Origin of the sequence: Brachybacterium huguangmaarense (assembly GCF_025725725.1) — a bacterium.
GTDB lineage: Bacteria > Actinomycetota > Actinomycetes > Actinomycetales > Dermabacteraceae > Brachybacterium > Brachybacterium huguangmaarense.
On sequence record NZ_CP107020.1, the window covers coordinates 2,226,861 to 2,249,243 of the forward strand.

At 73.3% G+C, this 22,383-nt stretch carries 19 protein-coding genes; 8 read left to right on the forward strand and 11 right to left on the reverse strand.

Features of this window, described 5'->3' with window-relative positions:
* Positions 1-12: 12 nt before the first annotated feature.
* The 4 genes from mnmA to BRM3_RS10175 all read left to right on the forward strand — a co-directional run bounded on the left by mnmA (position 13) and on the right by BRM3_RS10175 (position 4,975).
* Complete coding sequence (gene mnmA, locus BRM3_RS10160; RefSeq protein WP_263593208.1) at positions 13-1,101, forward strand: tRNA 2-thiouridine(34) synthase MnmA; 1,089 nt, start codon at positions 13-15, stop codon at positions 1,099-1,101.
* Positions 1,098-2,198, forward strand: a complete 1,101-nt coding sequence (locus BRM3_RS10165; protein WP_263593209.1) for a hypothetical protein — start codon at positions 1,098-1,100, stop codon at positions 2,196-2,198. Before mnmA ends, BRM3_RS10165 begins: the two co-directional genes overlap by 4 nt.
* 312 nt (positions 2,199-2,510) lie before the next feature.
* A complete protein-coding gene (locus BRM3_RS10170; RefSeq protein ID WP_263593210.1) occupies positions 2,511-4,274 on the forward strand; it encodes an HNH endonuclease signature motif containing protein in 1,764 nt (587 codons plus the stop codon).
* A 341-nt stretch (positions 4,275-4,615) separates the two neighbouring features.
* Complete coding sequence (locus tag BRM3_RS10175) at positions 4,616-4,975, forward strand: hypothetical protein (RefSeq protein ID WP_263593211.1); 360 nt, start codon at positions 4,616-4,618, stop codon at positions 4,973-4,975.
* Between the two features lie 153 nt (positions 4,976-5,128).
* Here BRM3_RS10175 and BRM3_RS10180 read toward each other — a convergent pair whose 3' ends face one another.
* The 7 genes from BRM3_RS10180 to BRM3_RS10210 all read right to left on the reverse strand — a co-directional run bounded on the left by BRM3_RS10180 (position 5,129) and on the right by BRM3_RS10210 (position 12,993).
* Positions 5,129-5,809 carry an AroM family protein gene (locus BRM3_RS10180; protein WP_263593212.1) on the reverse strand — a complete coding sequence of 227 codons (681 nt, stop codon included), beginning with the start codon at positions 5,807-5,809 and terminating at the stop codon, positions 5,129-5,131.
* Between the two features lie 34 nt (positions 5,810-5,843).
* A complete protein-coding gene (locus BRM3_RS10185) occupies positions 5,844-7,154 on the reverse strand; it encodes an alpha/beta hydrolase (RefSeq protein ID WP_263593213.1) in 1,311 nt (436 codons plus the stop codon).
* Positions 7,155-7,198: 44 nt separating this feature from the next.
* On the reverse strand, positions 7,199-8,266 hold the full coding sequence (locus BRM3_RS10190) for a M29 family metallopeptidase (protein ID WP_263593214.1): 1,068 nt from the start codon (positions 8,264-8,266) through the stop codon (positions 7,199-7,201).
* A gap of 50 nt (positions 8,267-8,316) precedes the next feature.
* Positions 8,317-10,002 carry an OPT/YSL family transporter gene (locus tag BRM3_RS10195; protein ID WP_263593215.1) on the reverse strand — a complete coding sequence of 562 codons (1,686 nt, stop codon included), beginning with the start codon at positions 10,000-10,002 and terminating at the stop codon, positions 8,317-8,319.
* Positions 10,003-10,004: 2 nt separating this feature from the next.
* Positions 10,005-10,817: an IclR family transcriptional regulator gene (locus BRM3_RS10200; RefSeq protein ID WP_263593216.1), complete on the reverse strand. Its 813-nt coding sequence runs from the start codon at positions 10,815-10,817 to the stop codon at positions 10,005-10,007.
* A gap of 4 nt (positions 10,818-10,821) precedes the next feature.
* Entirely contained in the window at positions 10,822-11,766 is a 945-nt protein-coding gene (locus BRM3_RS10205; RefSeq protein WP_263593217.1) for a DUF1177 domain-containing protein, read from the reverse strand.
* Positions 11,767-11,883: 117 nt separating this feature from the next.
* Positions 11,884-12,993 carry a YeiH family protein gene (locus BRM3_RS10210; protein ID WP_263593218.1) on the reverse strand — a complete coding sequence of 370 codons (1,110 nt, stop codon included), beginning with the start codon at positions 12,991-12,993 and terminating at the stop codon, positions 11,884-11,886.
* 71 nt (positions 12,994-13,064) lie between these two features.
* Between BRM3_RS10210 and BRM3_RS10215 the strand changes: the two genes are divergently transcribed.
* Complete coding sequence (locus BRM3_RS10215; RefSeq protein WP_263593219.1) at positions 13,065-13,943, forward strand: LysR family transcriptional regulator; 879 nt, start codon at positions 13,065-13,067, stop codon at positions 13,941-13,943.
* Positions 13,944-13,976: 33 nt separating this feature from the next.
* Positions 13,977-14,951 (forward strand): NAD-dependent epimerase/dehydratase family protein, encoded by a 975-nt coding sequence (locus BRM3_RS10220; protein WP_263593220.1) that lies wholly within the window; start codon positions 13,977-13,979, stop codon positions 14,949-14,951.
* Here the strand turns inward: BRM3_RS10220 and BRM3_RS10225 are convergent.
* Positions 14,930-15,466: a GNAT family N-acetyltransferase gene (locus BRM3_RS10225; protein ID WP_263593221.1), complete on the reverse strand. Its 537-nt coding sequence runs from the start codon at positions 15,464-15,466 to the stop codon at positions 14,930-14,932. The two genes, BRM3_RS10220 and BRM3_RS10225, sit on opposite strands and share 22 nt — an antisense overlap.
* A gap of 103 nt (positions 15,467-15,569) precedes the next feature.
* On the opposite strand from BRM3_RS10225, the gene ligA reads away from it, so the two are divergent.
* A complete protein-coding gene (ligA, locus tag BRM3_RS10230; RefSeq protein WP_396126905.1) occupies positions 15,570-18,014 on the forward strand; it encodes an NAD-dependent DNA ligase LigA in 2,445 nt (814 codons plus the stop codon).
* Between the two features lie 146 nt (positions 18,015-18,160).
* Positions 18,161-19,078 carry a GTP pyrophosphokinase gene (locus BRM3_RS10235; RefSeq protein ID WP_263593222.1) on the forward strand — a complete coding sequence of 306 codons (918 nt, stop codon included), beginning with the start codon at positions 18,161-18,163 and terminating at the stop codon, positions 19,076-19,078.
* Positions 19,079-19,163: 85 nt separating this feature from the next.
* On the opposite strand, the gene BRM3_RS10240 is transcribed toward BRM3_RS10235, so the two are convergent.
* From BRM3_RS10240 to BRM3_RS10250, 3 genes are read right to left on the reverse strand one after another with little or no spacing between them, the layout of a single operon-like run.
* Complete coding sequence (locus tag BRM3_RS10240; protein ID WP_263593223.1) at positions 19,164-19,829, reverse strand: DUF6320 domain-containing protein; 666 nt, start codon at positions 19,827-19,829, stop codon at positions 19,164-19,166.
* Positions 19,826-21,295, reverse strand: a complete 1,470-nt coding sequence (locus BRM3_RS10245; protein WP_263593224.1) for an alcohol acetyltransferase — start codon at positions 21,293-21,295, stop codon at positions 19,826-19,828. The genes BRM3_RS10240 and BRM3_RS10245 overlap by 4 nt, the downstream gene beginning before the upstream one ends.
* Entirely contained in the window at positions 21,292-22,260 is a 969-nt protein-coding gene (locus BRM3_RS10250) for an alpha/beta hydrolase (RefSeq protein ID WP_263593225.1), read from the reverse strand. The genes BRM3_RS10245 and BRM3_RS10250 overlap by 4 nt, the downstream gene beginning before the upstream one ends.
* Positions 22,261-22,383 lie beyond the last annotated feature (123 nt).

Below are 22,383 nucleotides of genomic sequence, written 5' to 3' on the forward strand. Positions count from 1 at the left end.
GAGCGGACGGACATGAAGGTGCTGGCAGCGATGAGCGGCGGCGTGGACTCCGCGGTGGCCGCCGCACGCGCCGCGGAGGCCGGTCACGACGTCGTCGGCGTGCATATGGCCCTGTCGAAGTCGCGAGCCCAGACCCGCTCCGGCTCGCGCGGCTGCTGCACGGTCGAGGACGCCTCCGACGCCCGCCGCGCCGCCGAGCGCATCGGCATCCCGTACTACGTGTGGGACCTGTCCGACGACTTTCACCACCTCGTGGTCGAGGACTTCCTGTCCGAGTACGCGCAGGGACGCACCCCCAACCCGTGCGTGCGCTGCAACGAGCGCATCAAGTTCGCCTCCCTCCTCGAGCGCGCCCGGATCCTGGGCTTCGACGCCGTGTGCACGGGGCACTACGCGCGCATCGGCACGGACGGCCCGGACGGCGCCCCCTCGCTGCACCGCTCGCGCAACCTGCCCAAGGACCAGAGCTACGTGCTCGCCGTGATGGGGCCGGACGCGACCGGCCGTGCCCTCTTCCCCCTCGGCGAGTTCGAGGACAAGCAGGCCGTGCGCGAGGAGGCCCGCGCCCGCTCGCTCGGCGTCTCGACCAAGCCCGACAGCTACGACATCTGCTTCGTCGCCGACGGGGACACGCGCGGCTTCCTCTCCCGTCATCTGGGCAGCGATCCGGGCCAGATCGTCGACGCCGACGGCACCGTGCTCGGCGAGCACGATGGGACCCACGGCTTCACCGTCGGACAGCGCAAGGGGCTCGGGCTCTCCCGCCCGGCCCCGGACGGCAGGCCCCGCTACGTGCTCGACGTCGACCCGGCCTCGCGCCAGGTCGTCGTCGGCGCCGCCGAGCTGCTCTCCCGTCGCGAGCTCGTGGCCCGCGACGTCGTCGGCTTCGAGCCGATCGCCCCCGGGCGGGAGGTCACGGCCCAGATCCGCGCCCACGGCGAGGCGACCCCGGGCATCGTCGAGGCGGTGCCCACGGACGGCGAGGGCGTGCTGCGTGTGCGCCTGGTCGCCCCCGTGCGCGGCGTCGCGCCGGGGCAGACCCTCGTCCTGTACGACGGCGACCGGGTGCTCGCCTCCGCGACCCTCGAGAGGCACGCGTGAGCGCGCCGCTCCTCACCGTGACGGGCGACGGCACGTTCCGCGTCGCGCCGGATCCCCGCGGTCTCGAGGGCACGGGGGACGCGGCCCTCGACGCCCTCGTGCGCCTGCGGTCGCTCCTGGGCGACGACCTCGAGGAGCAGATCGCTGCCCGCCTGTACCTGCCCGCCGCGCTCGGCACCGAGAGTGCCGACCACGTGCTGCCCGCCTCGCTGTCCCTGCTCGCGGGGACCACGGGCGACCTCACGAGCTACGGCTGGCGGCTCGGCGCCGGGACCTCGCACGCCTGGCAGCGCGCGCGGGAGCTCGCCGACCGCCTGCTCGACGCCGCGCGTATCGCCCTGCTCGAGTACAGCGGACCGCTCGTGACCACGACGCTCGGCCCCCTCACGCTCGCCGCCGCGACCTTCCTGCCCTCGGGGGAGCGCACCCTCGCCGATACCGGCGCCCTCCGCGACCTGCCCTCGCTGCTCGCCGAGGGTCTCGCCGAGCGGATCGCGCTCGTGACCGACCGCGTGCCCGGCGCGACGCCCGCGGTGCTCGTGCGCGAGGACGGGGTCGGGGCCGTGCACCGCGGCGCCGTGCCCACCGCGTCCGGGTATCGCCGCCATCGGGCGCTCGCCGCCCCGGAGATCGGCGCCCGCTGGCAGACGCTGCGCGAGGAGCTGACCGCGGCCGCGGGTCTCGACGCGAGCGGACTGACCCTCGCCCTGCCCGCCGACGCGGACCTGATCGCCGCCGCCCGCACGGCGGGCTGGCGCTCCCTCGCCGTCTCTCCCGCCGCGGCGCCGAGACTGGAGACCTCGGCGGGGCGCCGGGTGTGGGAGACGATCGCCGACGCCCGCGAGAGCGGCGTGGAGCTCACACTCGTGGTCGACCCGGCGCGGCTCGAGCGCGAGCTCGAGGCCTTCGCGGGGGCGTGGACCCAGCTCGGGTACGCGCTCGCCGACGCGCGCGGCACGACCCTGCTGGCCCATCCCCGCGCGGAGCGGCCGCAGGACCCGGCCGCGGAGCCGGGGCGTGCGGCCCTGCTGGGCGAGCAGGGCCTCGAACGCCTCCTGCGCGCCGCACCGGCCTGGGCCGAGCGTCTCGAGGCGTAGCGCGGGGGTCGGGAAGGCGGTCGCGGCAGACGGGGCGGTGGCCGCGGCGGACGTCGGTCCTGCCCTGTGGCGGACGGTCCTGCCCCGTGGCGGACCGTGGCACGGCGATCTGGGTCCGTGAGCGGGCATGTGGCATGTGTGGCGTGTTGTCCCCGCGCTCCGCCTCCCTGCTCCCTTCGTGCGGCACACCTCGCTCTCGCGAGCCCCTCGTCTCCTCCGCGGGCTGAGTTGTCCACAGGTGAAGCCCGGCTCTCCCGAATGTCGGGCCGCCGCCCTATCCTGAGATCGAACAGGTGTTCGAAGGGGGTGGTCATGGTGCGGGACTGGAGGACGAACCGGCGGCACCGTCTGTCCCCGCTGACCCGGCGTGGTCTCGCCGCGCGAGCGGGCACGCTGGACGACCTGGTGCTGTCCGACGACCTGCGGGAGCTGTGGGACGAGGCGGTGGCCGCGTCGCGGCGCCTGGCTGTGGAGATGACCTCTCTCGCACGCTTCTGGGTGGACCCCGATGCTCCCGGCAGCGATCCCGGCGAGGCCGATGAAGCGGACCTCCGGGTCGCCCTCGCGCTGCGCGTCACCGAGCACGTGGCCCACCGGCGGATCCGTCAGGCGCACGTCGTCGTGACCGAGCTGCCGCAGCTGCACGTCCGGCTGGCGGCCGGCGAGCTTCCCGTGCCGTGGATGTCACGGGTGCTCCAGCGGACCCGGGACCTCACCCCCGCGCAGCGGGTCGATGTCGATGCCGAGGTCGCGTCGTGGGATCTGGCGATCACGGCCGAGCAGTTCACCCGGCAGCTCGGCCTGATCGTCGCGCAGGCCCGCTCCCGCGGGCCACTCGCCGCCGAGCAGACGCCCGAGGCGCGCCGCCGGGTCGAGGTGACTCCTGTGGACGAGGAGGGGCTCGCGTGCCTGCGGGTGCTCGGGCCGGTCCCGGAGATCAGGTCCCTGGCGATCCGCCTGGACGCCGCGGCCCGGGCCGTGCAGGCGGCCCAGCGTCATGCCCTCTCCGCCCCCGAGGGTCCCGGCATCGAGGGGTGCGATGCGGCCCTCCCCTTCGATGACGGCTCTGTGGCGACGAGCGGACGAGCGATGTCCCTCGCGCGCCTGCGCTACGAGATCGCGACCCGATCGGTGCTGCAGACCGGTGGGGTGGAGGTGCCCGCCGCGCGGTTCCGGATCGGCGTGACCATCCCGTCCACCACCCTGCTCGGCGCCGGGGACGAGCCAGGACTGCTCGACGGAACCGTGCCCATCCCCGCGGCGATGGCGCGGTCCCTCGCCGGTGGGGAGAGCACCTGGTACCGGGTGCTGACCGACCCGGTGACCGGCGCCTATCTCCCGGCGCGGCAGGAGAGGTATCAGCCCACCTCGGCCATGCTCGAGCACCTCCGCCATCGCCAGGGGACATGTGCGGTCCCCGGCTGCGCGCGGCCCGTGTCCTGGGCCTCGGAGTGCGACCACATCGAGGAGTACGACCACGCCGACCCCGCAGCGGGCGGCAGGACCGAGGTCGAGAACCTCCATCTGCTGTGCTGGCAGCATCATCTCGCCAAGACGCTCGGGCGCCTCGATCCCTCCCGCCTGCCCACCGCCGATCGCGCCCGAGGGGTCACCCGCTGGGAACTGGGTGCGGGCACCTCGGTCGACGTGCCCGACGACACCGACCTCTGGTCGGCGCGGATCGCCGTCGAGCTCGAGCACCATTGGCGGCTTCACGAACAGCTCGAGCGTCGACGACGGCACGAGGAGCCGGGACGCGAGGAGCAGCGACGCGAGGAGCGGGGACGCGAGGAGCAGCGACCGGGCGAGCCCGGCGGCCGGCAGGACGATCGGGGAGCCGTGGATCCGCCGGCGGACGGTCGGGAGCTGCCGATCGCACCCCCGGACGAGCCCCTGTGCGCGCCTCATCTGCACAGACCGCGAGACGTGCATCACGGCGAGGGGTCCTCCGAAGGTGCTGATTCCCGCCCGATCGAGCTGCCGAAGGGTCGTCACGGCGATCCGCCGTTCCCCGGGCATTCCCAGGGAAACGACGCCGCTCGGCCCGACGATGATCTCGGCCCGCCGCCGTTCTGACATGGCGGGCGGGAATTCCTGCCGAGGCGGATCGATCCTGTGGGCGGCGGTGAGCTGGGGGTTTTCCGGATCCCCGGTCCGCGGCGCCTCCTCCGGGCCGTGCCGCGAGGTGCGGGGAGCCCCTCTCGGCGGCGATTCAGCCTGCTCACGGGATAGCCGCCTCTGTTGCGTAATGGTCTGATCCATGTGGGCGACGCCATGGTGAAGGAGATGTGAACCATGCAGACCGGGGAACAACCGGCGCTCTAGTGTGGTTCCAGGAGATCGGTCCGCAAGACCCGTCGCCGTGCGGCCATCAATGGCGCTGTCGCATCAGATCGCCACCCATTGAAGGAGTCCTCATGGATCACATCGAGCTGGATCAGTTCTTCGCCGACCGTCTCGCGGCCGACCGGTTCCCGGTCGTCTCGATCGAGATCTCGACCCCGAGCGCCGCCCTCCGCGACGCCGTCTACGCAGGCGTCGCCCGCATGGCGACGTCCCACAGCGTGCGCCTCGAGAACGGCGCCGTCGACCTCTCGCGCACCCCCGTCTCCGGCATCCAGGTGCTGGCCGTCGGCCGCCACAGCGTCGCCGACATCAAGGCTGCCGTGCGCTCGTCCAAGTCCCTGCGCGCAGGCATCGTCGTCATCGACGACTTCTCCGAGCCGGAGCTCACCCGCTTCCTCGGCCACTTCGTCGACATGCCGGCCTTCGCCTGATCGTCTCGCGACGGGACACCTCCCGTCGCCCACCGGAGCCCCCGCAGCGCCACGCGCTGCGGGGGCTCTTCGCATCTGCGGCGCAGCGCCAGGACGTCGCCCCGAGCGTGGAGTCGCGCGCGCTCCTGCTCCCGCACCTGCACCTGCTCCTGCTCAGAGCATCGCCGAGAGCACGCGCAGCGCCAGACCGCGCACGGTCACGACGGGGGTCCCGTCGCCCGCCGCCACGGCGGCCCGCCGCATCTCCTCGTCGAAGCCGATGCAGTCGAGCACCACGAGGTCGCTCGTCCGCGCCACCTCGCGGGCCGCCGCCGCGATCTCCTCCCGCGTCCCCGTGTAGGGGCTCGCGGCGCTCACCGCGACCGGTCGGACACCGATGGAGTGCCCCCACTGCGGCAGGGCCTCGGCTGTCTGCTCCGGGAGCGGCCTCACGATCCCGAGCCGGTCCGAGCCGAGCCCGCGCAGCAGGCTCGCCGTCGCATCGTGGGCGAGACGTTCGGTGAGGAAGAGCGGTCGCCCGTGGCGGACCGCGGGGAACTCGCCCGAGCACAGCAGCAGGGTGGCATCGGCCCCGGAGGCCTCGGCCCGGCCGACGGCCTGCTCGACGAGAGGCACCGCCTGGTCGTGCCCGAAGACCGCAGAGCCGCCGTCGCGCAGGCGCGAGGTGAGCGCGGACTCCCCGGGGCGCGGCGCCAGGGCGGCGATCTCCGCCCCGGTGAGCCCGTCGAGCGCGCCGTGCTCGGTCACCTCGGCCTCGGCCGGCAGCAGGGCGTGCAGGTCCTCGGACAGGTCCGCGCGCGGCGCCTGCCCGATGGTCACGAGGCCGAGTCGCATCGGTCCTCCTTCCGGTCGGCGGCGGACGACGTCCTCATCGCCGCAGGGTGGTCAGGAGACGGTCGAGCAGGTGCCGTCCGTCCACCCGGATGCCGTCGTGCTGGTACTCGTTGGTGATGAGAGGACGCAGCCCGCGGGTCGAGGCCGCCGTCCGCAGGGACAGCTCGCGCGGCACGAACATGTCGTCGTGGTACACGGCCGCCGCGACCGGGACCTCGTTGTGCGCGAGCACCTCGGGGTCGTACAGGGCCGGGAAGTCCTCGCGCTCGGCGAGCAGATGCGCCGTCTCGCGCAGCGGCACGAGAGCCGGGTCCTCCTCGAACTGCCACGGGAAGATGTGCTCGCCCGTCAGCAGGGGCGCGTCGAGGTCGGGGTCGAAGGCCGGCAGCTGTGCGCGCACCCGCTCGGCGCTCCAGCGGGTGGCCCCCTCGGACGCCGCCCCCTGCGCGTAGATCGTCTCGTGCAGGAGGGCGTACAGCGGGTTGCCGGCGAAGGAGACCTTCGCCCCGACCTCCCGCAGGAAGCGCTCGCGCAGTCGCCGGGACCCGTGCACCGTCGTGAACGGGTCCTCGAGCAGGTAGTGCAGGCCCTCGAGGCCCGTCGCGGATCCCAGCGCGATGCCGAGGAGCAGCAGCCGGCGCACCGACAGCCGCTCTCCGCTCGGCAGGCGCTCGTCGGTCTCCCGCAGGTGCGCCGCGACGTCGCGCAGGGTCGCCGCGTCCTGCGGGTACCGCTGCGCGAACTCCCCGTTGCGCCGCGCCGTCTGGGCGAAGGTGAGCTCGTAGACGCGGTCGGGCGCGCCCGTGAGCGCGGGCAGGCCCGCGGTGATGAGCACCTCCCGCAGCGAGGCCGGGGCGGCGGACAGGTACGCCGTCGCGATGAAGCCGCCGAAGGACTGCCCGAGCACGCTCCAGCGGGTCACGCCCAGGGCCCGACGCAGGCACTCGGCGTCCCCGACGATCGCATCGGCCCGGAAGTGCGCGAGGTACCGCGCCTGCGCGGCCGCATCGCCGATCTCGGCGAGGGTCTGCCGATCGGCGGGGGTCGACAGCCCCGTGCCGCGCTGGTCGAGGAGGACCACCCGGTACTCCTCGAGCGCCCGGTCGAGCCAGCCTCCGATCGACTCGGGGCGGTTGGCCCGGTTGCCCGGACCGCCCTGGAACCAGATCAGGCGGGGCCGGTCCTCGCCGCCGTCGCGCACGACCTCGCGGGCGAAGACCTCGAGGGTCTCGCCGCCGTGGGGCCGGGCGTGGTCGAGGGGGACCGCCAGCCGGTGCTCGTGCAGGCGGTGGCCGTCGATCCGATGGCTCGTGGTCTCGAGGCGCTCGGGCGCCGATGCGGTCATGTGGTCCTCCGTCGTGCCGCGTGTCCTGTCCGTCGCCCGGACGCTCAGTAGCCGTCGACGCCGAGGCGCCGGCAGATCTCGACGAGAGCCGGGTGCACGTAGCGCCCATCCTCCTCGATCGCCTCGCCGTCGACGTAGAGGGAGGGGGCGAGGTTCGAGCCGTCGCTGTGGGCGGGGGCGACCCACGGCTCGCCGCCGATCCACGACCCCTTGGTGCCGATGCCCCACTCGACGCAGCCGAAGACGCGCTCGTCCTCGACGATGCGCCCGGTGGGGCGCGTGACGCCCGGGTTGTAGCCGAGCGACCAATGCGCGACCCGGTACATGTTCGGGTCGTCCTGGGCGGCGAGCCAGGAGCGGTAGACCGCGGCGTCGCGGCCGTCGCCGACGACCTCGGTCACGACGCCGTTCTCGACCGTGAGCGAGAAGGGCTCGCGGATCAGGCCGATCTCGTCGGGGGGCCACACGGCCCCGTCGAACACGATCGTGCCGTTCTGGGTCTCCTCGAGGGGGTTCCACGAGATCTGCCCGGCGAGCATGACGGACATGCCGGGCTTGTCGGCGGGGATGCCGCGCACGTGGATCGGACGGTCTCCCGTGCGCCCCGTGATGTCGGTGCCGTTGGCGGAGGTGATGCGGACCTCCTCGCCGGCGCTCATGAGCTCCACGAGCGCGTCGCCGAGCTCGCGCACGCCCGCGTAGTCGACCTTGCCGACCGTGTCGACGAGCATCTGCACGTCCAGCCCGGTCAGGCACGTGTACCGCGTGCCGCGCGCGAGCGCCGCCCGGAAGGCCTCGGAGTGCATGATGTAGCCCAGCTGCAGCTCGATCCACACGTCCGCGCCGAGCGCGGCGCCGGCGACGGGGGCCGGCGGCTCGACGGCGGACTGCCAGCGCGTCTCGTAGCGGACGATCACCGGGTGGGCGCCGACGGCCTTGGCCGCTCCGCCGAGGAGCTCGGCGACCCGCATGTCCGACGAGGTGTCCGCCGTGATGAGGACGTTCTCGCCCTCGGTCACGCACATGATCTCCTCGATCAGCTTGCGCGCTCCCGTGAACGCCTCGAACGCGAGGTACTCGCCACGGGACTCCGTGCGATTCGTGACCTCCATGAACAGTGCTCCTTTCGAAGGGGGGTGAGGGCGGCTCGGCGGACGCGCGGCTACTTGCCGCGGAACACCTGGCCGAGGGAGGCGATCGCGTCGCCGGCGATGAGACCGGCGCCGACGAGGCTGAGCTCCTCCTCGGCCGCGGCGCCCCGGACGCGCCGCACGACGAGCCGGATCGCGAGCGCGAGGAAGATCAGCCAGCACGCGTAGGGCTGAGTCAGCAGCAGCCCGGTCGCGAGCATGACGCCCATCTGCCGCTTCGAGCCGCCGACGATCTGGATGATCGCGCCGGGGATCGCCCACAGCAGCAGGTTCTTGACGGCGTCCGGGTTGGTCAGGCCGGCGGAGATGGTGTCGGCGAAGACCGTCGAGACCGGGGGGATCGCGCCCGACTCGAAGAAGGAGTGCCACAGCAGCGCGACCATGAGCAGGGCGACCGCGAAGCCGATGATGGACGAGTAGTACTGCTGGCGCCGGCCCGAGAGCTCGTAGGCCCGATAGCCCGGGTGGCGGGAGTGGATGCGCCGCAGGATCCAGCCGGCCTTGAGGTCGTAGCCCATGTCGGCGAAGGCGGGGCCGGTCGCGGCGCAGTAGCCGACGAGGACCATGAGCGGCACCTCGGGCAGGCCGACGATGAGCCCGAGCACGAGGAAGATCAGGGTCACGGCGAAGGCCGGGAACCAGCCCGAGTGCATGGCCGCGAGACCCACGATGATCTCGTGCACGAACGCGGCGAAGGCCGCGAAGACGATCCAGCCGACGAGGGCCAGGAGCGGCATGTCGGTCGCGATGCCCGTGATGAGCGACAGCAGCAGCGCGCCGAGCATGAACAGGCCGAAGCCGCCGCCGAGCGCTGCGCCGAGCTCGCGCGGTGAGCGCGAGACCTCGAGGGCGGGATCGGGACCGGTCTCGGGCTGCGCGTCGTCCTCGGGCGTGACGGCCCCCGTGTCGGGGACGTCGTGCGCGCGGCTCCTGCGGCGCACGAAGATCCCGACGGCCTGGCCCAGGGCGACCACCCCGGCGCCGATCATGATGCCGTGCGGGATGTAGTCGGCCGAGAGCGAGAAGTCCGCGAGGCCGGGGAGGATCGTGAGGTACTGGTTGATCATCAGGCCGATGCCGAGCATGAGCAGGGCGACCACGTTGCCGATGAAGGCGACGCCCGCGGCGGACCCCGAGAGCCCGAACCACGACAGCAGCAGGCCGAGCACGCCGCTGCCCAGGAGCACCTTGGCCCGCCGTCCGCCCTGGTCGCCGGCCTTGATGGTCTCGGCCGACGCCACGCCGGGAGGCCACGGCGCGGACGCCGGGAGGAAGCGCGAGCCGAAGGCGCGGAACAGCACGAAGGAGTCGATGCCGAGCCCCACGGCGACGCCGATCAGGAGCGGCCAGATGAGGTCGGCGCGGCCGAACACCCACGCGATCGCGATGGGGGTCAGCAGCGCGTTGGCCGCGGCGAAGGTCGCGCCGGAGATCGCGGTCTGCGCCAGGTTCTGGCGGTGGACGTCCTTGAAGCGGCTCAGGCCCAGGATCCCGATCCGCCCGATGACCATCGCGATCAGCGCGCCGATCACGGACGTGTTCGCGGAGATGCCCAGGGTGGTCACGAGGTGCAGGCCGATGTAGGCGCCGATCACCGAGAGCAGGATCGTGACGATGAGGGTGCGGGGCTCGAAGGCGCTCGGATGGTGCAGGCGCTGGTCCTCGGGGGCCGGGGCCTGAGGGGTGGCGGACGACATGGTCAGTCTCGATTCGGGGCGAGGCGGGAGGGGGCGGGGTCGTGCGTCGTGCGGAGCTCGTCGACGATGCGTCCCGCGGTCGCGAGCACGTAGGCGACGAGACGGTCGGCGGGCTCCTTCATGTGTCCGCGTGGGCCGAGCACGCCGACCGAGCCGAACACCTGCTCGCCCAGGACGAGGGGAGCGGCGACGGTCGTCACGCGCGGGTCGAACTCGCCGTCGGAGACCGCGTAGCCCTCGCGGCGGGCGCGTTCGTGACGGGCCGTGAGGGCGGCGAGCGCCTCCGGGCCCGGCTCCGCGCCCTCGGCACGCAGGAGGTCGTGGGCGATGCTCGCGTCGAACAGGGCGAAGATCGCATGCCCGGAGGCTCCGAGGTGACCCGGGTAGGAACGCCCGATCTCCGTGTTGTAGCGGATGGGACCCTGCCCGTCGCGCGCGACGAGGGTGCGGTAGCGGAAGCCGTCGGGCACGCACACGACGGCGCTCTCGCCGGTCGCCGCGGCCAGCTCGTCGACGTGCACCGCGAGGCGGGTCCGCAGGCCCGGGCTCCATTCGGCCCGCCGTCCGAGCTCGACGAGACGCAGCCCCAGCGAGTAGCGGCGCGTCTCGGGATCGGCCGCCGTGAAGCCGTGGCGGGTCAGGGTGGTCAGGATGCGGTGCACCTGCGACTTGTCGAGCCCGAGCTGCTGGGCGAGCTCGGTCACGCCCCACACGGGGTGGTCGTCCGTGAACGACTCGAGGACCGCGAGGGCGCGGGCCACGGTCTTGAGCTCGCCGCCGCGGGCGGCGCCGTCGTGGGGGTCCTGGTCGAGCATGGTCTCAGTCCGTCGAGCCGGGGGTCTGCAGATGCCGTGCCGACCCGTAGATCTCCACGAGCCGCGCGAACTCGTCCTCGTCGAGGAAGCGGACGGTGCCGGCGCCGAAGCCCTTGGCGACCTCGAGCGCGAACCGTGCCGCGAGCGCGATGTCCGTCTCGTGGCTCGCGCCGGTCGCGCTGCCCGCGACCGCGGACTCCGTCGTGAGCGCGAGGCCGACCACGGGCACGTCGGCCGCGGTGGCCGGCTGGAGGATCGAGTTGATGTGGTACAGGCCGTTGGAGTACGGCGTGATGTCCTGGGTGCTGAGCGGGAAGACCTGCGCGGCGATCCCGCACACCGTCTCGTAGGTCGCCACGAGGTCGGGGCTCACGGGCAGCACGTAGCCCTGCTTGACGGTGTTGGACAGGGCGATCCCGCGGTGGTTGATGAGGCGGTTGCCCTTGGTGGTGTCGATCGAGATGATCGCGTCCATCTCGTCGGTCACCTCGTGCCGGTTCATGATCTCCATGTCGACCGGCGAGTCCATGAAGGGGACGGGCTCGTGCGGGCGGGTCGGGGCGTCGGGGCACACGTGGGTGCACACGATGACGTCGCCCGGCAGCACGTCGCCGCGGGCGTGCATCTGCACGAGCTTGGCCGCGAGGGCGAGAGCGGCGGCCGCCCCGTCGCCGTCCGAGACGAAGCCGATGCGCTCGGGTCGCGCGCCGATGCCGCCCAGACGGCCGATCACGCCGAGGGTGGGGGCGGGGCCGCCCGTGCGGCGGCCCTGGGAGCCCGGGATCGTCACGCTCACGAAGTCGGTGCTGCCGCGCTCGCCCTCGACGGTCCGCGTGGTGATGTCGAGGGCGGGGTCGTCGCTCCGGGCGCGCAGGGACTCCACGATGCGCGGCCCGCTCGCGGCGGGGTCGTCGAGAAGGTCGAGGGTCTCCAGGACCTGGGTGAGCATGTGGCCTCCCTCACCGGTGGACAGGTTCCGCAGACCGTATGCGGGGCCTGTCGCGCCCGTGAAGAACGTTCCATTATGCGATCTACCGTTGCGCATAGCGCAACAGAGAGAGCGGTGTCAGCTCGTGAGCAGCGCCCCGGCCCCGCCGAGCAGACCCACCACGACCGTCACGGCCGCGGCGAGCACGACGGGCCGACCGCCCACCTGGCGCAGCAGCGCGATCCGCACGCCCGTGCCGAGGGCGAACATCGCCGCGGCCAGGCACAGCGTCTGCACCGGCTTGGCGACGTCGAGCACCGCGGTCGGGATCAGCCCCGTCGAGCGGACGGCCACCGCGACCAGGAAGCCGATCACGAACAACGGGACGAGAGGCGGACCCGAGCGCCGCGCACCGGCGTCGTCCGCCCCGTGTGCGGCGGCGGGATCGGTCCGGCGTCGGCCGCGCCGCTCGGCGGCCACGAGCAGGGCGATCATCGGCGCGAGCAGGAGCACGCGGCCGAGCTTGACGAGCACGGCGACCCGCAGGGCGTCCTCGCCCACGAGGCTGCCCGCGGCGACGACCTGGGCCACCTCGTGCACCGACGCGCCGATCCACGTCCCGGCCGCGCGGTCGCCGAGTCCGAACGCCCCCGTGAGCACCGGCATGAGCGGGATCAGGACGGTCCCGAAGACCACGACGAGGGCGACCGCGGTCGCGACCTGGGTCTCGAAGCGCTCGGTGGCGACCTCCTCGTCCTCGCCGTCCTCCCGGTCGGGGGTGAGGGCGCCCGCCGCGGCGGCCACGGCCGCGGCGCCGCAGATCGAGAACCCGCACGCGATGAGGAGCGCCTGCGTGCGCGGGATGCGCAGGGCGCGCCCGAGCAGGATCCCCGCCGCGGTCCCGCCCGCCACGACCGCGACGATCAGCACGATCACGCCCGGGCCGAGGGCGAGGATGTCGCCGAGCGCGAGCTGCAGGCCGAGCAGCACGATGCCGATCCGCAGCACCGGCTTCGCGGCGACGTCGAGCCCGGGGCGCAGCACGCCCGGCAGGACGCCGATGTTCGCGGCGAGCGCGCCGAGCAGGATCGCCACGAGCGCCGTCGAGGCGGCCGGCACGGCGAGGGAGAGGGCGTAGGCGGCGACCGCGACCACGACGCTCACGGCGAGGCCGGGCAGGACGCGGCGGACGCGCCCGGGAGCGGGGGAGGGGGCGGTCGAGCGCGGGGCGGTGAGGGAACGGGGCATGCCCTCCAGGGTCCGGCGCCCGGCCGCTCGGCGGTAGCCGTCGATCCGCTATCGCCCATATCATCTGCGATATGTCACCGCGTCCCGACATCCCCTCCCTCGAGCTGCTCGTGGCCGTGGCCGACACCGGGAGCCTCTCGGGGGCCGCCGCCCTGCTGGGTCTCGCCCAGCCCAACGCCTCACGCCAGCTGGCCCGCCTCGAACGACGTCTCGGGACCCGCCTGATCGCGCGCGGGGCCCGGGGCAGCGAGCCGACCGCGGCGGGCCGGGTCGCCGTCGAGCACGCCCGGCGCGTGCTCGACGCGGCCGACGCCCTCGTCGACCAGGTGCAGGCCGCCGCGGGAGCCGGACGGGTGTGCGTGCTCGCCTCCCAGACGATCGCCGAGCACCTCATGCCCGCCTTCCTCGCCTCGCTCGCGAGCCACCTGCCCGACACCCCCGTCTCCTTCGAGGTCGCCAACACGACGGGCGTGCTGAGCGCGCTGCGGCGCATGCGCGCCGACCTCGGCTTCGTCGAGGGGACGGACATCCCGCCGGGCCTCTCGAGCCGGGAGGTCGGCCGCGACCGGCTCGTGGCCGTCGTCGCCCCCACACATCCGTGGGCCGCTCGCGAGCGGATCGACGCCGACGAGCTCGCCCGCACGCCGCTCGTCGTGCGCGAGGAGGGCTCGGGCACGCGCGACGTGCTCGCCCGCGCGCTCGCGCCGCGCACGGTCGCGCCGCCCGCCCTCGTCCTCCACTCCAACGCGGCCGTGCGCACCGCGGTCGTGGGCGGCGCGGGATGCGCGCTCCTGAGCGAGCTCGCCGTGGCCGACCACGTGCGCTCCGGGCACCTGCGGGCGCTCGCGGTGACGGGCGTGGACCTGCGCCGCAGCCTGCGCGCGGTGTGGATCGGCGACCTGCCCCGACGCCTGGCCGCACCGCTCGACGAGCTCGCCGGCGCGGCCTGACCCGCGGCCGCCCCCGCATGGAAGGCTGGGGCGATGGATCTCCTCCTCTTCGGCGGCACCGGCTTCCTGGGCCGGGCCCTCGCCCGGGCCGCCCTCGACCGCGGGATCCACGTCGTGTGCGTGTGCCGCGGCACCTCCCCGCTTCCGGCAGGGGTCGAGCACCTCGCGGCCGACCGCCAGGACGACCGGGCCCTCGCCATGCTCGGGGAACGGCGCGTCGACGCCGCGATCGACCTGACGAGCCATCCCGGCCAGGTGCGGCGGGCCCTGCGCGACACGGCCGCCGCGCACTGGACCTACATCTCCTCCGTGAACGTCTACAGGGACTTCGACGTGCCCGACCAGAGGGAGGACGCGCCGGTGCGCGAGCCGCTCGCGGGTGAGGACCTGACCGACATGGAGCTCTACGGCGATGCCAAGGTCGCGTGCGAGGACGCCGTGCGCGAGCACGCGGAGGCCTGGGCCGTCATCCGGCCGGGGCTCATCGGCGGCCCCGGCGACCGCTCCGGCCGCAGCGGCTACTACCCCTGGCGCTTCGCCCACCCCACCGGCCCCGACGTGCTCGTCCCGGATGCGCCCGGAGCGGGCGTGCACCTGATCGACGTGCGAGATCTCGCCGCCTGGATCGTCACGTGCGCGCAGCGGCGGATCACCGGCGTGTTCAATGCGAGCGGCGCCTCGACCACGTTCGAGCACCTGCTCGCGGCCTCCCGTCGCGCGGCGGGCACGCCTGCGACGGTGACGACGCGGCCCGTGGATCCGGCCCTGCTCGCGCGCGAGCACGTCGTGCCGTGGGCAGGGCCACGCTCCCTGCCGCTGTGGATCGACGCGCCCGGCTACGAGCACTTCGGATCGGTCGACTCGGGCGCGGCCCGAGCGGCCGGGCTGACCCGAAGGCCGCTCGAGCAGACCCTCGCCGACGTGCTCGCATGGGAGGAGGAGCGCGGTCGCCATGAGGGCGCCGGACTCACCGACGAGGAGGAGCGTCAGCTGCGCACGTCGCTGTGAGGCGAGAGCTCTCGCACCATGAGCACGCGCCGGCCGAGGCGGTCGAGTCCCAGCTGGGCCTCGGTGGCCTCGAGGGCGCGGAAGAACGGTGCGTCACGCGCGGGGGTCTCGACGAAACCGTGAGCCGCGTAGAACGGCGCGTTGAAGGGCACGTCCGCGAAGGTCCGCAAGGTGATCGAGCGGTATCCGCGTCGCGCCGCCTCGGCGCACGCGGCCTCGACGAGAGCGCCGCCGTGACCGCGTCGCGCCTGCTCGGGCACGACGGCCAGCTGCTCGAGATGGGCGACCGTCTCGACCTCGAGCACGTGGACGAAGCCGACCGCGGGCCCCGCGGGCCGCTCCGCGGCGACGAGCACGAAGCCGGGAGTCGCGGTCCGAGCCTCGCCCGGCTCCGCCGCCTCCGCGCCGAAGGGCTCGGGCCCGAAGAGGTCCTCGAACCGGGCGTCGGCGGCGCTCTCGATCGCCTGGAGGCGATCGACGTCGGCCGTGGTCGCGGGACGGATCTCTCGGCGCATCCGACCAGTGTGCCCCGTGGGACCCCTCGTGCGGGCGGGACCGGCCGGTCGGGCACCCGCCCGTGACCCCGGGAATGTCCGGCGGGTGCGCCACAATGGGCGCGTGACCGCCAAGAAGAGCACCTCGCCCGATGCCGCGCCCGACGACCGCGACGACGTCGCGGCCACGACGCGCAGCGCCCAGGAGCGGATCGCCGAGCTGACCGCGCAGATCGAGCAGGCCCGCGTCGAGTACTACGAGAAGGACGCGCCGACCCTCACCGACGCGGACTACGACCAGCTCGAGCGCGAGCTGCGCGAGCTCGAGGCGCGCAACCCGCAGCTCGCCCGCGCCGACTCGCCGACCCAGACCGTCGGCGGGGGGGTGGCCGCGGGCTTCGCGCCCGTCGAGCACCTCGAGCGCATGCTCTCGCTCGACAACGCCTTCAGCCTCGAGGACGTCGACGAGTGGGCCCACCGGGTCGAGGAGGGCCTCGGCGGGGCCGCCGAGGTCGAGTACCTGACCGAGCTCAAGATCGACGGCCTCGCGATCGACCTGGTCTACGAGGACGGCCGTCTGGTGCGCGGCGTGACCCGCGGCGACGGACGCGTGGGCGAGGACGTCACCCCCAACGTGCGGACCATCGCCAACGTGCCCGAGCGTCTCGACACCGACGAGCCGCCCGCCGTGCTCGAGGTGCGCGGCGAGGTGTTCTTCCCCTCGGCCGCGTTCGAGGAGCTCAACGAGCAGCGCAGGGAGGCCGGGCTCGCCGAGTTCGCCAACCCGCGCAACACCGCGGCCGGCTCGCTGCGCCAGAAGGACCCCGCCGTGACGGCGTCCCGCGCGCTGCGGGTGTACGTGCACGGCATCGGGGTCCACGAGGGCGTGACGCTCGGCTCCCAGTCCGAGGTGTACGACCAGCTCGCGGCGTGGGGCCTGCCCACCTCGCCGCACACCCGCGTGCTCGGCAGCCTCGCCGACGTGCACGCGTTCATCGAGCACCACGGCGAGCACCGCCACGACGTCGAGCACGAGATCGACGGCATCGTCGTCAAGGTCGACGCCTTCTCCCAGCAGCGACGCCTCGGCTCGACCTCGCGCGCGCCGCGCTGGGCGATCGCCTTCAAGTACCCGCCCGAGGAGGTGACCACGACCCTCCTGGACATCCAGACCCACGTGGGCCGCACGGGACGGGTGACCCCCTTCGGCGTGCTCGAGCCCGTCAAGGTCGCGGGCTCGACCGTCGAGTTCGCGACGCTGCACAACCAGTTCGACGTCGAGCGCAAGGGCGTGCTCATCGGCGACACGATCGTGCTGCGCAAGGCGGGCGACGTGATCCCCGAGATCGTGGGCCCCGTCGAGGCGCTGCGCGACGGCTCCGAGACGGCGTTCGAGATGCCCCGGCGCTGCCCGTCGTGCGGGACCGAGATCCGGCCCGAGCGCGAGGGCGACAAGGACTGGCGCTGCCCCAACGCCAAGGACTGCCCCGCGCAGGTAACGGGACGCATCGCCCATGCGGCGGGCCGCGGCGCCTTCGACATCGAGTCGCTCGGCGAGGAGAGCGCCGTCGCGCTCACCGACCCCGATCTCCGACGCCCCGAGGCGCTCGCCGCGCTCCGCGCCGGCCATAGCGTCTACCTGCCGATCCGCGATCTGGAGGACACCCGCCTGCCCGGCTTCGTGGTGCTCAAGAACGGTCAGGAGAGCGAGGGCACCGACGGCGTGCCGCTCCTGCGTGTCACCGATCCGGACGATCCGCTGCTGCCGCCCCTCCAGGAGCCGTGCGTCACGACCGGGGCGAACCTCTTCGACCTCACCGCCGAGCAGCTGCGCGACGTGTTCGTGTGGCAGCCGGAGCGGCGCGACGGCGAGGCCACGGGCGACTGGCGGGTCCAGCCGGCGTTCTGGTCGCGCCCCACCTTCCGCCACTACAAGCGCGACGGCGCCTGGAAGCAGGTCAAGGAGCCCGCGCCGCTCAAGAACACCGGCGTGCTCGTCGACGAGCTCGCCAAGGCGCGCTCCCAGCCGCTGTGGCGCGTGCTCGTCGCCCTGTCGATCCGCCATGTCGGGCCCACCGCGGCCCGGTCGCTCGCGACGGCGTACGGCTCCATGGACGCGATCCGCGAGGCGGACGTCGACCGGCTCGCCGACACCGACGGCGTGGGCGGCATCATCGCCGAGGCCGTGCGCGAGTGGTTCTCGGTGCCGTGGCACGAGGAGCTCGTGCGCGGCTGGGAGGCCTCCGGCGTGCGCATGGCTGACGACGTCGAGGAGGGCTTCACGAAGACCCTCGAGGGGCTGACGGTCGTGGTCACGGGCGGCCTCGAGGGCTTCACGCGCGACGGCGCCAAGGAGGCGATCATCGCCCGCGGGGGCAAGGCCGCCGGCTCCGTCTCGAAGAAGACCGACTACGTCGTGGTGGGGGAGAACGCCGGCTCCAAGGCCGACAAGGCGCGCGACCTCGGGCTCACGATCCTCGACGAGGCCGGCTTCGTGGAGCTGCTCGCCCACGGCCCGGCCGAGACGGACACGGAGGAACCCGACGACGAGGCCGACTCGGAGGACTGAGCGTGTTCCGGCTCAGCGCGCGGCGGGTGGCTGATCGATGCTCCCGACGCAGGCGGCCCTCGCTGATGGCCCAGGGTGAGGGTTAGCCTGCACGGAGATTCTCCATTCACCTATCTGGTGGGTGAGTGCTCCGGAAGGAAATGCTGATGTCGTTGCAGGAGAACGTGAACGCGGCGTACGAACGGCGTTCGAGTGCCTGGGAGTCGGCACTTTCTCAGATGCACGGGTGGCTCACGAGAGAATGTGCTGGCGCTCTCCGGGACGTTCAGGACAAGTCCCGGCTCCACGTCGACGCGGGTCGGATCAAGGACCGTGGGCGCGCGAGCGCGAAGCTCGCCAAGAAGATCCAGGACCTCGACGCCCAGGACGCAGCGGATGCTCCCGACGTCGAGGACCGGGTGCGGGACATCGTCGGAACGAAAGTCCTGTGCAAGTCGACCAGGGATCAGAAGCTGATCGTGGAGCATCTGCAGAAGGCGGCCGTTCGTGCCGGGCTCGGCGTCGTGGAGACGAAGGACTACACGTCATCGCCCAAGGCGTCCGGATATCGCGCTTTCCACTTCATCTTCGCGGTGGATGTTCCCGGCGAGGGCGACGTGAACGTCGAGGTGCAGATCAAGACTCGTCTGCAGGATGCGTGGGGCGAGTTGACGCACGAGAACTCCTACAAGTCGGGTTCGCCCATCAACAAGACCGCATTCCATGACGATGTGGCGCTCACCATGGCGAATCTCCTGTCGGAGGTCGATCGTCTCGCGGACTGCCTCGCTCAGGACATGGAGTCGGTGATCGAGGACGACGACCAAGGCGGGATGAATCCGGTCGCGGCGGCCCCCGTGCGCGTGGACGTCGTGACGACCGGCCCTCGTTACGCCCTGGCGGAAGATGCCAGGGGCGATCGGGGCCTGATCCGCGCGATCGATGTGCGCGACCTTGCCGGCGAGCACGGACTGATACGCGTCGACGACTACGTGCGCTGTCACGATGTGCTCGAGGTCAATGTCGTCGAGGGTGATCGTGGCCGGTTCTTCAAGCCGGTCCGGTTGCCTGAGCACGCGGAGTGAGCGGCGCTGCGGGACGAGCGATGCGGAGCCGCGCCCTCGAACCCGCCCCCCGTCCCGCCCCCGGGCCGTTCAGTGTGACCCCTCGTCACAGGTGCAGACGTTTGGCGAGCTCGTGGCGCACCTCCGCGCCCCGGGCCAGCTGCAGCAGGCCCAGCACGCCGAGGCTGAGCACCCCGCAGATCGCGGACGGCAGCGGGGTGGTCGTCCAGCCCAGGGCGAGGAAGACGAGCGGCACCAGGCCGAGCAGCACCGTCAGGGCGCTGTAGAGGATGTGCTCGCCGACCTCGATGCGCATCACCCGCACCGTGATGAGCAGGGCCACGACGGCGCACGCGCAGACGATCGGGACCGCGTAGGTGACCGACCAGCGGTGCCAGCCGGTGAGGTAGTCCCAGTAGACGCACAGCAGCCCCACGAGCACCACGAGGTACACGGTGCCCTTGGCGACGTTGCGCCGCTTGCGCACCGCCATCAGCACCACGAGCCACATGGTCGCGATGCCCAGCCATACCGAGCGCACGGCGCCGAAGCCCGCGAGACCCTGCCGGAACAGGAGCTGCGCGAGGAGGGACGCGGCGATCACCGCGAGCGAGGTGACGAAGAGGGTGCGCAGCACCCGGCGGCGAGAGAAGACCAGGGGAGCGTCCGGCAGCGGGCTCGGGGTCGCGTGCCCGATCAGCGGCGCCCGGCACAGGGGGCAGCGCTCCCAGTCGCCCTCGACGCGCACGAGGCATTCGGCGCAGCGTCTCACGACTCCTCCCGGGCGAGCTCGGCCTCGGTCACGCGCGCGGCGGCGACGCTCACGTCCATGCCGCGGGCGGTCAGCTGCCGGGCGAACTCACGGATGTGGCCCGTCTCGACGAACGGCGAGGTGAAGCTGATCGTGAGGAGCCCCGCATGGGACATGGCGCAGAACTGCGGGCGCGCCGCGGAGACGTGGAACAGCATCCGCCCGACGTGCGCCTCGGCCGGATCGGGCAGCCGCACCTGTCCCAGGTTCGAGACGGCCACGGTGAGCCCGCGGTTGGCGACGGCGTTGATGAGGCCCAGCACGACGTCCTTGAGCGGACGCGGCACGATGCGCAGGCCCGGCATGCGCTCGAACCTGATGAGGGTGCGCAGGCGGCGCTCGAGGGCAGGCGCCGTGGCCTGCGGGCGGAACTGCTCCTGGAGATCGCGGCAGACGGCTCCCAGGTCGTCCTCGCCCTCCGCGTAGGTGTGCTGGACCCGCACGGTCGCGAAGAAGTTGCGCGCCGAGGTCGAGGGGAAGAACTGCCGCAGGTTGACCGGCACCGAGGCCGCCAGGGTGCGCGAGGCCCCCAGGCCGCCGGAGGACAGGCGGATCGACTCGAAGAACAGGCCCGTCAGCAGCATCGTCACGGAGCAGCCCTCGGCGCGCGCGAGCGCGAGCACGTCCGCGGCGGGCACGGTGAGCTCGACGGCGCGGGTGCGGTTGTCCGGGGTGCGCGTGCCGCGGACGCGGTGCACCCGGCCGCGCGGACGCCGGAGCAGCCGGCCGGTGCTCGCCGGCCCCTCGGGTGCGGTCGCGGAGCCGCCGGCGACCGTGAGCACCGCGGGTGCGGCATCGCGGCCGAAGGCCGAGTCGGATGCCGGCGAGGCGCGCCGTCGGCGGCGACGGAAGTAGTGCGCGAAGCTGTCGACGGTCAGCGCGTGCCGCGATCCCGCCGGGTCTCCCGAGGTCCGGTCCGTCGTGGTCGCCTCGGGTCGACGGGGCTCGGGAATGGTGCCCTCGTCCGGCGTCGGTGTCTGCGCCGTCGCCGCCGGGGTCGTCGGCGCACGGTCGCGTCGGCGCACGTACGCGGTCACCAGATCGGTGAGGAACCACAGGGCTCCGGTGCCGTCGGAGAGCGCGTGGAAGATCTCGAGCACGATCCGGCGCCGATGGTGCACCACCCGGAACAGCAGGTTCCGGCGATCGACCTGGTACAGAGGCGCACACGTGGCCTGCGTCTCGGGCTCGACGCGCGGGCGCAGGTCGCTGTCCTGCAGGTAGTACCAGAACACGCCGCGCCGCAGCACCGCGTGGTAGAGCGGGTAGCGGTCGTAGGTGGTCTCGAGCGCCTCCTGCAGCAGCGCGGGGTCGACCTCGTGGTCCATCTCCGCGCTGAGCCGGAACACCTTGGGGTCCGCGTCGGTCCGGGCGGCGAGGAAGATGTTGGAGGCGTTGTCGAGCCGCACCCACACCCGCCGGGTCATGGCGACCGGTCCGGCTCGTCGAGGAAGGCGTTGATGACCTCGTACGCCTCGCGCAGGGGCCGGGAGAAGCGCGGCAGGGTGATGAAGCCGTGCAGGGCTCCGTCGACCCGGTGCAGGCGCACGGGCACGCCCGCCGCCGCGAGCGCCCGCCCGTAGGCCTCGCCCTCGTCGCACAGCAGGTCCAGCTCCGCGGAGATCAGCAGGGTGCTCGGCTGGCCGGACAGGTCGGTCGCCATGAGCGGTGCGACCAGAGGGTCCTGGCGCAGCGCCGGGTCGGGCACGTAGAGGTCCAGATAGTCCTGGACCTCGGTGCTCGTGAGCCGGTACCCCTGGCCGTGCTCGCGCACGGAGGCGAAGGGCGAGGTCTGCGGGTCGTGATCCCAGTGCATCACCGGGTAGAGCAGGATCTGGCGGCTCGCGCACCGGGCCTGCTCCTCGCGCAGCCGCAGCGAGACCGCGGCGGCGAGGTTGCCGCCGGCCGAGTCCCCCACGAGCACGATGTCCTCGGCGTCCTGCACCCCGGCCCGGGCCGGGTCGTCCAGCAGCAGCCGTGCCACCCGCAGGCAGTCCTCGAGCCCCGCCGGGAACGGGTGCTCGGGCGCGAGTCGGTAGTCGACGGAGGCGACCACGCAGCCGGTGAGCTCGGCCATCGTCGCGCACGCGGGGGTGTAGCTCTCGATGTCGCCCGTGACCCAGCCGCCGCCGTGGAAGAAGAGGAGGAGCTCGCGGCGCCTCTGCTCCTTGGGGCGGAAGACGCGCACCGGGATCCCGTGGCTGCCGTCCTCGGCGAGGATCTGGCGGTCGAGGGGCCGGTAGCGCGCGGCGGGCAGTGCGGCGAGCTGGCGCTGGAGGCGGCGGACCTTCTCGTAGTCCTCCCGCATGTTGAGCCGCGGCGCGGCGAAGCGGCGCAGCACCGCGCGGGACAGCCGACTCACGGGCGGGCGGTGGCGGGATGGCCGGGGCATGGGCCCAGCTTAGGGACTTCGGCGCCGAGGGATCTGGACGCCCCGGCCGAGTGGGCTATACCATTTGGGGAGCGTGCGGGAAGGCGCCGCGGACCGGATCTGCACGAGTGGGCCGCGCGGCGC

Bases quoted from the DNA above. Each gene is read 5' to 3' on its own strand.
- mnmA (WP_263593208.1), top strand. From the start codon at position 13: ATGAAGGTGCTGGCAGCGATGAGCGGCGGCGTGGACTCCGCGGTGGCC.
- BRM3_RS10170 (WP_263593210.1), top strand. From the start codon at position 2,511: ATGGTGCGGGACTGGAGGACGAACCGGCGGCACCGTCTGTCCCCGCTG.
- BRM3_RS10175 (WP_263593211.1), top strand. From the start codon at position 4,616: ATGGATCACATCGAGCTGGATCAGTTCTTCGCCGACCGTCTCGCGGCC.
- BRM3_RS10180 (WP_263593212.1), bottom strand. From the start codon at position 5,809: ATGCGACTCGGCCTCGTGACCATCGGGCAGGCGCCGCGCGCGGACCTG.
- BRM3_RS10185 (WP_263593213.1), bottom strand. From the start codon at position 7,154: ATGACCGCATCGGCGCCCGAGCGCCTCGAGACCACGAGCCATCGGATC.
- BRM3_RS10190 (WP_263593214.1), bottom strand. From the start codon at position 8,266: ATGGAGGTCACGAATCGCACGGAGTCCCGTGGCGAGTACCTCGCGTTC.
- BRM3_RS10195 (WP_263593215.1), bottom strand. From the start codon at position 10,002: ATGTCGTCCGCCACCCCTCAGGCCCCGGCCCCCGAGGACCAGCGCCTG.
- BRM3_RS10200 (WP_263593216.1), bottom strand. From the start codon at position 10,817: ATGCTCGACCAGGACCCCCACGACGGCGCCGCCCGCGGCGGCGAGCTC.
- BRM3_RS10205 (WP_263593217.1), bottom strand. From the start codon at position 11,766: ATGCTCACCCAGGTCCTGGAGACCCTCGACCTTCTCGACGACCCCGCC.
- BRM3_RS10210 (WP_263593218.1), bottom strand. From the start codon at position 12,993: ATGCCCCGTTCCCTCACCGCCCCGCGCTCGACCGCCCCCTCCCCCGCT.
- BRM3_RS10215 (WP_263593219.1), top strand. From the start codon at position 13,065: ATGTCACCGCGTCCCGACATCCCCTCCCTCGAGCTGCTCGTGGCCGTG.
- BRM3_RS10220 (WP_263593220.1), top strand. From the start codon at position 13,977: ATGGATCTCCTCCTCTTCGGCGGCACCGGCTTCCTGGGCCGGGCCCTC.
- BRM3_RS10225 (WP_263593221.1), bottom strand. From the start codon at position 15,466: ATGCGCCGAGAGATCCGTCCCGCGACCACGGCCGACGTCGATCGCCTC.
- BRM3_RS10235 (WP_263593222.1), top strand. From the start codon at position 18,161: ATGTCGTTGCAGGAGAACGTGAACGCGGCGTACGAACGGCGTTCGAGT.
- BRM3_RS10245 (WP_263593224.1), bottom strand. From the start codon at position 21,295: ATGACCCGGCGGGTGTGGGTGCGGCTCGACAACGCCTCCAACATCTTC.
- BRM3_RS10250 (WP_263593225.1), bottom strand. From the start codon at position 22,260: ATGCCCCGGCCATCCCGCCACCGCCCGCCCGTGAGTCGGCTGTCCCGC.